This is a genomic window from Blastococcus sp. HT6-30 (assembly GCF_039729015.1).
Taxonomy (GTDB): Bacteria; Actinomycetota; Actinomycetes; order Mycobacteriales; family Geodermatophilaceae; genus Blastococcus.
In genome coordinates, this window is record NZ_CP155792.1 from 2,774,836 (window position 1) to 2,786,625 (window position 11,790).

Sequence of the window (11,790 nt, forward strand, 5' to 3'; positions counted from 1 at the left end):
CCCGCTCAGAACCGCGCGGGCTCGGTGTAGCCGCCCCATTCGGTGCGCAGCGCGTCGCAGATCTCCCCGAGGGAGGCTTCGGCCCGCGCGGCGTCGAGCATCGCCGGCACCATGTTCGCGTCCGTGCGGGCGACCTCGACCATCCGCTCGACCGCGGCGCGGGCGGCGGCGTCGTCCCGCTGCTGCCGACGGCCCGCGAGCTCGGCCTTCTGGTCGATCTCGACCTGGTGGCTGACCCGCAGGATCTCCAGCTTGTCGTGGGCGTCCACCGAACCGACCAGCGTGTTGACGCCGACGACCTTCTTGTCGCCCTTCTCCAGGGCCCGCTGGTACGCGAACGCGGCCTCGGCGATCTCCCCGGTGAACCACCCGTCCTCGATGCCCCGCAGGACCCCGGAGGTCATCGTGCCGTCGGTGCCCATGTCGCGGATGCGGGCGAAGATCTCCTCGGCCTGCCGCTCGATGTCGTCGGTGAGCGCCTCGACGTACCACGACCCGCCTAGCGGGTCCGCGACGTTGACCACCCCGGTCTCCTCGGCGATGACCTGCTGGGTGCGCAGGGCGATCTGCGCCGCCTTCGCGCTCGGCAGCGCGAGCACCTCGTCGAGGGCATTCGTGTGCAGGCTCTGGGTGCCGCCGAGCACGGCGGCCAGCGCCTCCACCGCGGTCCGGGTGATGTTGTTGTCCGGCTGCTGGGCGGTGAGCGACACCCCCGCCGTCTGGGTGTGGAAGCGCAGCTGCTGCGCCTTCTCCGTCGTCGCCCCGTACACGTCGCGCAGCCAGCGGGCCCAGATCCGGCGCGCGGCACGGAACTTCGCGATCTCCTCGAAGAAGTCGATGTGCGCGTCGAAGAAGAAGGACAGCCCGGGTGCGAACTGCTCGATGTCCAGGCCGCGGGAGAGGCCCAGCTCCACGTAGGCGAAGCCGTCGGCCAGCGTGTACGCCAGCTCCTGCGCGGCGGTCGAGCCCGCCTCGCGGATGTGGTAGCCCGAGACGCTGATCGGCTTGTACGCCGGGACGTGCTCGGCGCAGTACTCCATGAGGTCGCCGATCAGGCGCAGGTGCGGCTCGGGCGGGAAGAGCCACTCCTTCTGCGCGATGTACTCCTTGAAGATGTCGGTCTGCAGCGTGCCGTTGAGGCGGCCGATGTCGGCGCCCTGGCGCTCGGCGGCGGCCAGGTACATGCAGAACACCGGGACGGCGGGGCCGCTGATGGTCATCGACGTCGTCGTCGCCTCGAGGTCGATGCCGTCGAAGAGCTCATCCATGTCCACCGCGGAGTCGATGGCGACGCCGCAGTGCCCGACCTCGCCGAGGCTGCGGGGATCGTCGGAGTCGCGGCCCATGAGGGTGGGCATGTCGAACGCGACCGACAGCCCGCCGCCGCCCTCGGCCAGGATCATCTTGTAGCGCTCGTTGGTCTGCTTCGCGTTGCCGAAGCCCGCGAACTGGCGGATCGTCCACGCCCGCCCGCGGTAGCCGGTGGCGTGCAACCCCCGGGTGAAGGGGAACTCCCCCGGGTAGCCGATGCGCTCGAAGTTCTCGACGGCGCTCTCGTCGGCCGGGCCGTACACCGGATCGACCTCGACGCCCGAGAGGGTGGTGAAGTCGGCGTTCCGCACCCGCCCCGCCGCGAGCGCCGCCTCGTACCGCTGCTGCCACCGCTGCCGCGCGTCCTGGGACATGACCAGATGCTAGGACGTCCAACTATCGTGTGTCGACCGTCACCCGGCTCGATCTCCGGCGACGTCCCCGGCGCCCAGCCGCACCTTCCGCAGCGTGCCGAACAGCTGCTCCCGCTCCGCCTCGGAGAGCTCGGCCAGCCCGAACTCCACGGCCGTGAGCGCCGTGGTCGCCACCTCGACCACCGCGCGCCCGCGGTCGGTGATCGCCGCCAGCACCCCGCGGCCGTCGGCCGGGTTCGGCCGCCGGTCCACGTAGCCCGCGGCCACCAGGCGGTCGATCGCGTTGGTGACGCTGGTCGGGTGCACCATCAGCCGGCTGCCGATGACCTTCAGCGGGAGCTCGCCGCTGCGGCTGAAGGTGAGCAGCACGAGCACCTCGTACCGGGCGAAGGTCAGCCCGTGCGGCCTGAGCACCTCGTCGAAGCGGGCGAGCAGGATCTGCTGCACCCGGAAGACCGACGTCGCCGCGCGCATGGCCGACGCCGGGCCGAAGCGCTGCTCCCACGTCTCCCCGGCCCGCTCGATCGGGTCGAAGGGCAACCCCAGCGGTCGGACCATGAGCGGCACGCTACCGGGCCACTTCGCCGTGCCGAGATGGCCAGCGGACCGGTATCACCCGTCGGCGAAGGTGGTTCCCAGCCCATCTCGGCGCGGATCTGTGGACGACGACCGGGCAGCCCCCCGCGGTAGGCCAGGGTCCGGTCGTGCCCAGACCTCCGGTGCGTCCACCCCCGTCTCCAGGCCATCGTCTTCCGTGGCTCCGCCGCGGTGCGCGCCGGGCTGCTGACCCGGCACCAGGTGCAGAGCTCGGCGTGGCGGCGGGTCTTCCCCGACGTCTACGCCTGCGCGTCGCTCGACCTCACCCATGAGCTCCGCGCTGGAGCCGCCACGAGACTCCTCGTCCCCGGCGCGGTGGCCTGCGGGCGAACCGCAGCGGTGCTGTGGGGAGTCGGCCTCGCCACGCCCGACGACGACGACGAGTGCACCATTCCCCGGAGCTCGGGGGTCGGTCCTGTCGCCGGCATCCGCGTGAACCGGCGTGCGCTGCACCCCGACGACGTCACCGAACGCACGGCGTGCCCCTCGGCGGCGGCCCGGGTCAGCGGAGGGTGGGGCGCAGCGGCGGGAGGTGCCGGATGCCGAACACCTCGCGCAGCGCGACCTGGGCGGCGTTGTCCCCGCACGCGCCGTGCACGGCGGGACCGGGCGGGGTCGCCGCCGAGGCGAGGTAGACGCCAGACACCGGCGTCTTGTACGTGTTCCACCGGGGCACCGGACGGGCCAGCATCTGCCGCAGCGTCGCCTGGCCGTTGGAGATGTCCCCACCGGGGTAGCTGGGGTTCCACTCCTCCATCGCCACCGCGTTCTTCGTGTACCGCTCGAGCACCGTGTCGCGGAATCCGGGGGCGAAGCGCTCGATCTGCCGCTCGATGGCGTCGGTCATGTCGACGTCGGCACCGTGCGGCACGTGGACGTAGGCCCAGAGGATGTGCCCGCCTTCCGGTGCGCGGGTGGGATCGGGCACCGTGGGCTGCACTGCGAGCACGTACGGACGGTCGGGAATCTCCCCGCGGTTGGGGGCACGCTCACCGGCGATGGTCTCGTCCAGGTTGCCGGCGACGTGGACGGTGCCGGCCCGTCGGACATCGGGGTTGGTCCACGGCACCGGTTCGGACAGGATCCAGTCGATCTTGAAGACGCCCGCGCCGTGGCGGTACCGGGACACCCAGCGGCGGTAGCCTTCGTGCACCCGGTCGCCGGCCATCGCGACGAAGGCCCGCGGGGTGGTGTCGAGCAGCACGGCCGGGACGCCGTCGAACTCGCGCAGGTCGGTGACGTGGTGGCCGGTGACCACCTCGCCGCCCTGCTCCTCGAGCGCGGTCACCATCGCGTCGGCGAGCCGCTGCGACCCGCCCTCGATCAGCGGCCACCCGACGTGGTGGGACAACATCGTGAGCAGCATGCCCAGCGCGGAGGTCAGCGGCTGGCTGAGGTCGAGCATGCCGTGCGCGGCCGCGCCCCCGAGCAGCGCCCGGGCCTCCTCGCTGTCGAAGTGCCGCTGCGCCAGCCAGCGCACGTTGGGCAGGCCGGCGAGGCCGAACGTGGCGATCTGCGGCACGCTGCGCGTCGGCAGCCGCCGCAGCCGGCTGGTCAGGAAGAAGTCGACGACGTCGGTCCCGTGCTCCACCAGCGGCCCGAACAGCCGGCGGTAGGCGTCCGCGTCCGCGCCCAGCCCCACCGCCGTCTCCTCCAGTGACCGGACCGACACCGCCGCGCGCCCGCCGTCGAGCGGATGCGCGAAGTTGATCTCCGGGTGCACCAGGCGCACACCGCGGCTCTCCGGGTCGAACTCCCGGAAGAACGGCGCCGCGGCGGCCATCGGCTGCACGATCGAGCAGACGTCGTGGTGGTAGCCCGGGCGCATGAGCTCCTCGGTGCGCAGGCCGCCGCCGGGGCGCTCCGCCGCTTCCACCACCTGCACGCGCAGGCCCGCGGCGGACAGGCGCAGCGCCGCCGCCAGCCCGTTGGGTCCCGCTCCGACGACGACAGCGTCCGCCTTGCCGTTCAATGCCGCAGCCCGTTCACCCGTCCATCCTGGCCGCACCTGGCGCGACCTGCCCGATCAACGCCTACAACTGGCCGAGCAGCTCGTCGGCGGCGCGGTAGGGATCGGTCCCGCCGTCGACCACCTTGTCGGCGAGCGCGCCCAGCGCGGCCGATCCGCGCACGTCGCCCATCCGCTCCCGCAACGTCCCCAGTGCGATCGCCTCGATCTCGCGGGCGGCCCGCTCGCTGCGACGACGGTGGCCCTCACCGGAGGACTCCAGCCACTGCCGGTGCTCCTCGATCCTCGCCAGCACGTCGTCGATCCCGTTGTCGGTGTCCCGGGCGGCGACCGTGCGGCAGATGGGCGGCCGCCACTGGCCGGCCTCGGAGTGCCGGCCGCCGAGGGAGAGCATGTAGCGCAGGTCGCGCACGGTCTGGTCCGCGCCGTCCCGATCGGCCTTGTTGACGACGAAGACGTCGGCGACCTCGAGGATCCCGGCCTTCGCCGCCTGGATGCCGTCGCCCATCCCGGGGGCGACGAGGACCAGCGTGGTGTCGGCGAGCGAGGCGATCTCCAGCTCCGACTGCCCGACGCCGACGGTCTCGATCAGCACCACGTCGCAGCCGGCGGCGTCGAGCACGCGCAACGCCTGCGGGGTGGCCCACGAGAGCCCGCCGAGGTGACCGCGGGAGGCCATGGAGCGGATGAAGACGCCGCCGTCCCCGGCGTGGTCCTGCATCCGGACCCGGTCCCCGAGCAGGGCGCCACCGGAGAACGGCGACGACGGGTCGACCGCGAGCACCCCGACCCGCTTGCCCGCCTGCCGCAGTGCCCGCACCAGCGCCGTCGTCGAGGTGGACTTGCCCACCCCCGGGGAGCCGGTCAGCCCGATCACCTGGGCGTGGCCGGTGTGCGGGGACAGCGCCGCGGCGACCTCGCGCAGGGCGGGGCTGGCGTCCTCCACCAGGGAGATCAGCCGCGCCACCGAGCGCGCGTCGCCCTCCCGCGCGCGCTCCACCAGCGTCGGGACGTCGACCGAACGCCGGGAGCGGCGGGTGGGTCGGGGCCCGGAGGGGACGGGGGTGGACGCCTGGACCGCAGTCCCCTCCGGGGGCCCGCTCACGCCTTCGCGGGGACGTGCAGGATCAGCGCGTCGCCCTGACCGCCGCCACCGCACAGCGCGGCGGCGCCGATACCGCCACCCCGACGGCGCAGCTCGAGCGCCAGGTCCAGCACGATCCGGGCGCCGCTCATGCCGACCGGGTGCCCCAGGGCGATGGCGCCACCGTTGGGGTTCACCTTCTCCGGGTCGATCCCGAGCTCACGGGTGGACACGATGCCCACGGCGGCGAAGGCCTCGTTCAGCTCCACCAGGTCGAGTGACTGCGGGTCGATGCCCTCCCGCTCGCAGGCCTTCTGGATCGCCCGCGACGGCTGGCTCTGCAGCGTGGCGTCGGGCCCGGCGACGACGCCGTGCGCACCGATCTCGGCGAGCACGGTGCAGCCGAGCTCGGCGGCCTTCTCGGCGCTCATGACGACGACCGCGCAGGCGCCGTCGGAGATCTGCGAGGCGCTGCCGGCGGTGATCGTCCCGTCCTTGGCGAACGCCGGCTTCAGCTTGGAGAGGCTCTCCGCGGTGGTGTCGGGGCGGATGCCCTCGTCCTCGCGGAACTCGATCGGGTCGCCCTTGCGCTGCGGGATGAGGACCGGGGTGATCTCCTCGTCGAAGATCCCGTCCTTGGCGGCGCGCGCGGCCTTCTGGTGGCTGGCGGCGGCGAACTCGTCCTGCTCCTCGCGCGTCAGGTCGTAGCGGCTGTTGGCCTGCTCGGTGAGCACGCCCATGGCCACCTGGTCGAAGGTGTCCGAGAGGCCGTCGTGCGCCATCGAGTCGATGAGCTTGGTGTCGCCGTACTTCGTGCCGGTGCGCGAGCCGGCGAGCAGGTGCGGCGCCTGGGTCATGGACTCCATGCCACCGGCGACGACGACGTCGAACTCCCCGGCGCGGATCAACTGGTCGGCCAGCGCGATCGCGTCGAGGCCGGAGAGGCAGACCTTGTTGAGCGTGAAGGACGGCACCGACATGGGGATGCCGCCGGCGACCGCGGCCGGGCGGGCCGGGTTCTGGCCGGCGCCGGCCTGGATGACCTGGCCCATGATCACGTAGTCGACCTGGTCGCCGGAGATGCCGGCGCGCTCGAGGGCGGCCTTGATGGCGACGCCGCCGAGGTCGGCCGCGGAGAAGTCCTTGAGGGAGCCGAGCAGCCGCCCCATCGGGGTGCGGGCGCCGCTGACGATGACCGAGCGGGACATGCTGCCTCCAGTGCCGGGCCGCCGCCGGTGGCGACCACGTTGTCGGGACGCACCGCGGTCGACCGCGACCGGGCAGGTCACGACCAGGGGCGGCGCCGGGCCTTCCCGGAAGGATAGGACGGCACTCCGACGCGCGGCAGGGCGACATCTATGGTGGGCGTCACGGCCCTGGGGTGACCCCGGCCACCCCGACCTGTCGTCTCAGACGTCTTGGCGGCATCATGCCCGCGTGACCACCAACGACGCCCATCGCACCAGCACTCCCGCCGGGCTGCCCGCGGGGCTGTTCACCACCATCGACCACGTCGGCATCGCCGTCCCCGACCTGGACGAGGCCATCGCCTTCTACGCGCAGGCCTTCGGCGTGCAGTCGGTGCACGAGGAGACCAACGAGGAGCAGGGCGTCCGCGAGGCGATGCTCGCCGTCGGCACCGGCGACACCCGGATCCAGCTGCTCGCGCCGCTCACCCCGGAGTCGACGATCGCCAAGTTCATCGGCCGCTCCGGGCCCGGCCTGCAGCAGCTGGCCTTCCGGGTCGACGACGTCGAGGCGGTCAGCGCGACGCTGCGCGAGCGCGGCCTGCGCCTGCTCTACGACGTCCCCAAGCGCGGGACGTCGGACAGCCGGGTGAACTTCATCCACCCGAAGGACGCCGGCGGCGTCCTGGTGGAGCTCGTCGAGCCCGCCGCCGCCCCCGCCCACTGACCGGCCGCACCTCCGCTGTTACCCACCGGTAACCTCTGCGCACCCGCACCGCCCTCCGAGCCGGCCGACGACGGCCACCGATGACCCGGGAGTACGCGTGAACGAGATCAGGGACGCCATCCTCGCCGACCAGCTGGACGCGCTGGGGAGTCTGGCAGTGCCGGAGTCCTACCGCGCCGTGCTCGTCCGCAAGGACGAGCAGGACATGTTCGTGGGCCTGTCCACGAAGGACAAGGACCCCCGCAAGTCGCTGCACGTCGAGGAGGTCGCGACCCCCGAGCTCGGCCCGGGCGAGGCGATCGTCGCCGTCATGGCGTCCTCGGTGAACTACAACACCGTGTGGACGTCGATCTTCGAGCCGGTCTCGACGTTCGGCTTCCTGGAGCGCTACGGCCGGGTGTCCGAGCTCACCAAGCGGCACGACCTGCCCTACCACGTCGTCGGCTCCGACCTGGCCGGCGTCGTGCTGCGCGTGGGCCCGGGCGTCAACAAGTGGAAGGCGGGCGACGAGGTCGTGGCGCACTGCCTCTCGGTGGAGCTCGAGGACCCGGCCGGCCACGACGACACGATGATGGACCCCCAGCAGCGCATCTGGGGCTTCGAGACCAACTTCGGCGGGCTCGCCGAGCTCGCGCTGGTCAAGAGCAACCAGCTCATGCCCAAGCCGGCCCACCTGTCCTGGGAGGAGGCGGCCAGCCCCGGGCTGGTCAACTCCACCGCCTACCGCCAGCTGGTGAGCAGGAACGGTGCCGCCATGAAGCAGGGCGACACCGTGCTGATCTGGGGCGCCTCCGGCGGTCTGGGCTCCTACGCCACCCAGATGGCGCTCAACGGCGGTGCGATCCCGGTGTGCGTCGTGAGCAACCCGGAGAAGGCCGAGATCGTCCGCAAGATGGGCGCCGAGCTGGTCATCGACCGTTCCGCGGAGGGCTACCAGTTCTGGAAGGACGAGACCACCCAGGACCCCAAGGAGTGGCAGCGCCTGGGCAAGAAGATCCGTGAGCTGACCGGCGGCGACGACGTCGACATCGTCTTCGAGCACCCCGGCCGGGAGACGTTCGGCGCCAGCGTCTACGTCGCCAAGAAGGGCGGCACGATCGTCACCTGCGCCTCCACCACCGGCTACATGCACGAGTACGACAACCGCTACCTCTGGATGAACCTCAAGCGGATCGTCAGCTCGCACTTCGCCAACTACAAGGAGGCGTGGGAGGCCAACCGGCTCATCGACAAGGGGCTTATCCACCCGACGCTCTCCAAGGTCTACCCGATGGCTGACGTCGGCCAGGCCGCCCTCGACGTCCACCGCAACGCCCACCAGGGCAAGGTCGGCGTCCTGACCCTCGCCCCCGAGGAGGGCCTGGGCGTGAAGAACGCCGAGAAGCGCGCCAAGCACCTCGAGGCCATCAACCGCTTCCGCGGGCTCTGACAGAGGCCCCCTCACCTTTCGCACGCTCGGGGCGAGTCCCCGGACCGGGCCACCCCGGGGCCGGACCGCAGTCGCGGTCCGGCCCCGGGCGCATGTCCGGCGCGTGGCGCCAGGGGCCTCCGGGGCGCCTGGGATTGGACTCCGCGGGACCGGTGACGGGCCCTTCCCCTTCTGCGAGGATGGACGTATGAGCGACCCCCGCCACGATCTGCCGATGCACGAGGCCCAGCACTCGTTCGACGTGGTGCTGCGGGGGTACGACCGCGGCCAGGTCGCCGAGACGATCGAGCGGCTGGAGGCCGACTTCCGCATCGCGCTGGCCGACCGTGATGCCGCCGCCGCCCGGACGGCGGACCTGGCCGGCCAGCTGTCGGCCCTGCACGGCGAGATCGAGTCGCTGCGCCGCAAGGCCGCGACGGCGTCGGCGCCCACGTTCGAGAACATCAGCGAGCGCATCCAGCACATGCTGCAGCTCGCCGAGGAGGAGGCGGGCGAGATCCGCCGCGCCGCCGAGAACGACGCGATGGCCGTCCGCGAGCAGACCGCCGCCGAGGAGCGGGCGCTGCTCGAGCGCCACGCCGCCGGGCAGGCCGAGGTCGAGCGCATGATCGCCGAGGCCCGGCACAGCGCCGAGCAGATCGCGCAGAAGGCCCAGATCCGGGCCGACGAGCTGGTCGCCAAGGCGCAGGAGCGGGTGGCCCGGCTCGACGCCGAGTCGCAGGCCCGCCGCGCCAAGGTCGAGGAGGACTTCGAGATCGCGCAGCGCGCCCGCCGCGCGGAGGCCGCCCGGGCCGAGGAGGATCGCGAGCGCGTCTCGGTCCAGGCCGCGCGCCAGCGGATCGCCGGGGCCGAGCAGCACGCGGCCCAGCTGGTCGCCGATGCCGAGGCCCGCGCCGAGGCGATCCGCGAGGTCCGCGACGAGCTGACCAGCCGGCTGGTCCAGGCCCGCCGGCTGCTGGACGACCTGCCCGACCTCGGTGACCGCCCCCAGCAGTCCCGCGACCACGCCGGCACCGGGCGGCGCCCCCAGCCGGCCGCGCCCGCCGCGCGGGAGACCTCGCCGGAGCAGCAGGTCCCCCAGCGGCCCGCCGCGCAGCAGCCCGCTTCCGCGGCGCCGGCCTCGCCCAGCCCGGGCCCCCAGCCGGCCCCCGCGGGTCAGCCGGCGCCCGCTGCTCAGTCGCCGGCACCGGTCGCCCGGCCGCAGACCGCCCAGCAGCCGGCCGTCCAGGTCACCCGTGGGGAGGGCGAGGCCGCCGCGGCCCGCCAGCCCACGCGCACCGACCCGGTGACCGCCACGTTCCCCGCCGCCCACCGCTCCGGGGAGACCACCACCCGGCAGCTGCCCATGCCGCCGCGGCCCGCGCCCACCGGCGCCACCACGGCTCCCCAGCCGGCCACCACCCAGTCGATCGACGAGCCGGTCGGCCAGGGGCGCTCCTGAACTCCACGCGCCACCTCGCGACAGCCCGCGTCCGACCAGGGCGCGGGCTGTCGGCCGTCCTGGCCCTCGTGCTCGTCGTGTTCGGCGCCGTCCTCGGCATCCCGGGCCGCGCCCTGGCCGAGGAGCCGGCGGCCGGGCTGCTGCGGGTCGCGCACCTGTCCCCCGACAGCCCGGCGGTGGACGTCTCCCTGACCGCTGCCGCACCGGCCGGGGAGGTGCTCACCGAACCGGGTCCCGTCGTGGCGGCGGGGCTCCGGTACGGCGACGTAGGCAGCTACGCGGAGCTGCCGCCCGGTGCGTACGCGGTCAGCGTCCGCGCTGCCGGCGCCCCGGACACCGCGCCACCGGCGCTCTCCGCCCGCGTCGAGGTGGCCGCCGGTCAGGCGTCGACCGTGGCGCTCGCCGGGTCCTTCGCCCGGCTGTCGCTGGCGTCCTTCCCCGACGACCTGAGCGCCCCTCCCCCGGGCACCGCGCGGGTCCGGGTGCTCGCCGCGGCCGCCTCGCTGCCCTCGATCGACGTGGTGCTGGACGACGGCTCGCCGCTCGCTGCGGATCTGCGCTTCCCAGGTGCCGGGCCGCCGGTCACGGTGCCCGGCGGGGGGTACCGGGTCGGGATGCCCGGCGCGGACACGGCCGTCGCGCTGGATCTGCCGGCCGGCTCCGTCCGCACGCTGCTGGCCCTCGACCGGCCCGGCGGCGGTATCGAGCTGCGCACGGTCGTGGACGCCACCGGGCCGGCGACGCCCCCTGCGGGCGGCGTCGAGGCCGGTGGCGGACCGGGACCCGCCGTGAGCTGGCTGCCGCACGTTCTCGCCGTCCTGGCCGCCGCGGCACCGGATCCGGCTCCGGTGCAGGCAGCCGCCCCGGTGCGGCTGCGGGTGCCGGCCGCCGGCATCGACACCGCCGTCGTCGGCGCCGGGCTGGACGGCGACGGCGCGCTCGTCCCACCGGCGGACCCGGCGCTGACCGGCTGGTTCACCGGCGGCCCGCTCCCGGGCGCGCCCGGCCCGGCGGTCCTCACCGGCCACGTGGACTGGGCCGGTCGCCCGGGCGCCCTCGGCGGTCTCGCGGAGGTCGCCCCTGGCGACGAGGTCCGGGTGGAGCGGGCCGACGGCACGACGGCCCGGTTCCGGGTGACCGCCGTCGACCGTTACGCCAAGACGGGCTTCCCCGGGTCCGTGGTCTACGCCCCCACCACGGGGGCCGAGCTCCGGCTCATCACCTGCGGTGGGCCGTTCGCCGCCGAGCGGGGCAGCTACCGCGACAACGTGGTGGTGTCCGCGGAGCTCGTGACCTGAGGGAACGGCCATCCGCCGAGGGCCTGACGCGAGCCCGCGGGGGTGGCGGGAGTGCTCGGTCCCTCGTCAGCGTCGCCGGGCGCGCGAGCGCCAGCAGGCGGTGTGCCAGTGCCGCCGCAGGTCCGCGGCGGAGTCGACGTCCCAGGCGTCGAGGTCGGAGTCCCGGGCGTAGGCGGGCCAGCTGACCACGTGCGGCGTCCCGGGGCGGATCTCCTGGTCGCAGCCGGGGCAGCGGTAGGTCTTGCCCGTGGCCGCCCCGGTGATCGCCCGGACGACCCAGTCGCCGTCGGACGCCTCCTCGACCTGCTCGGGACGACGGACCGGGTCGCGCCCCGAGGAACGCGACCCGGTCCGTGGACGGCGACGGGGCACC

10 protein-coding genes are annotated in these 11,790 nt (G+C 73.9%); 4 read left to right on the top strand and 6 right to left on the bottom strand.

The window, feature by feature from the left end; translation table 11 throughout:
* Positions 1–5: 5 nt before the first annotated feature.
* The 5 genes from ABC795_RS13360 to ABC795_RS13380 form a co-directional block, all read right to left on the bottom strand.
* Positions 6–1,685: a methylmalonyl-CoA mutase family protein gene (locus ABC795_RS13360; protein WP_347057677.1), complete on the bottom strand. Its 1,680-nt coding sequence runs from the start codon at positions 1,683–1,685 to the stop codon at positions 6–8.
* Positions 1,686–1,724: 39 nt separating this feature from the next.
* Positions 1,725–2,243 carry a MarR family transcriptional regulator gene (locus ABC795_RS13365; protein WP_347057678.1) on the bottom strand — a complete coding sequence of 173 codons (519 nt, stop codon included), beginning with the start codon at positions 2,241–2,243 and terminating at the stop codon, positions 1,725–1,727.
* Between the two features lie 541 nt (positions 2,244–2,784).
* Positions 2,785–4,254 carry an NAD(P)/FAD-dependent oxidoreductase gene (locus tag ABC795_RS13370; RefSeq protein WP_347057680.1) on the bottom strand — a complete coding sequence of 490 codons (1,470 nt, stop codon included), beginning with the start codon at positions 4,252–4,254 and terminating at the stop codon, positions 2,785–2,787.
* 61 nt (positions 4,255–4,315) lie between these two features.
* A complete protein-coding gene (meaB, locus tag ABC795_RS13375; RefSeq protein WP_347057682.1) occupies positions 4,316–5,356 on the bottom strand; it encodes a methylmalonyl Co-A mutase-associated GTPase MeaB in 1,041 nt (346 codons plus the stop codon).
* Positions 5,353–6,543, bottom strand: coding sequence for an acetyl-CoA C-acetyltransferase (locus tag ABC795_RS13380; RefSeq protein ID WP_347057683.1), 1,191 nt, complete (start codon positions 6,541–6,543; stop codon positions 5,353–5,355). Before ABC795_RS13380 ends, meaB begins: the two co-directional genes overlap by 4 nt.
* Positions 6,544–6,772: 229 nt before the next feature.
* On the opposite strand from ABC795_RS13380, the gene mce reads away from it, so the two are divergent.
* The 4 genes from mce (at position 6,773) to ABC795_RS13400 (ending at position 11,417) form a co-directional block, all read left to right on the top strand.
* A complete protein-coding gene (mce, locus tag ABC795_RS13385; RefSeq protein ID WP_347057684.1) occupies positions 6,773–7,249 on the top strand; it encodes a methylmalonyl-CoA epimerase in 477 nt (158 codons plus the stop codon).
* A 97-nt stretch (positions 7,250–7,346) separates the two neighbouring features.
* Positions 7,347–8,678 carry a crotonyl-CoA carboxylase/reductase gene (ccrA, locus tag ABC795_RS13390; RefSeq protein ID WP_347057685.1) on the top strand — a complete coding sequence of 444 codons (1,332 nt, stop codon included), beginning with the start codon at positions 7,347–7,349 and terminating at the stop codon, positions 8,676–8,678.
* Positions 8,679–8,865: 187 nt separating this feature from the next.
* Positions 8,866–10,119 carry a hypothetical protein gene (locus ABC795_RS13395; protein WP_347057686.1) on the top strand — a complete coding sequence of 418 codons (1,254 nt, stop codon included), beginning with the start codon at positions 8,866–8,868 and terminating at the stop codon, positions 10,117–10,119.
* Between the two features lie 68 nt (positions 10,120–10,187).
* Positions 10,188–11,417: a class F sortase gene (locus ABC795_RS13400; protein ID WP_347057687.1), complete on the top strand. Its 1,230-nt coding sequence runs from the start codon at positions 10,188–10,190 to the stop codon at positions 11,415–11,417.
* A 66-nt stretch (positions 11,418–11,483) separates the two neighbouring features.
* Here the strand turns inward: ABC795_RS13400 and ABC795_RS13405 are convergent, their stop codons facing one another.
* The gene (locus ABC795_RS13405) at positions 11,484–11,789 is read right to left on the bottom strand and encodes a hypothetical protein (RefSeq protein WP_347057688.1); all 306 of its coding nucleotides are present in this window, start codon (positions 11,787–11,789) and stop codon (positions 11,484–11,486) included.
* Position 11,790 lies beyond the last annotated feature (1 nt).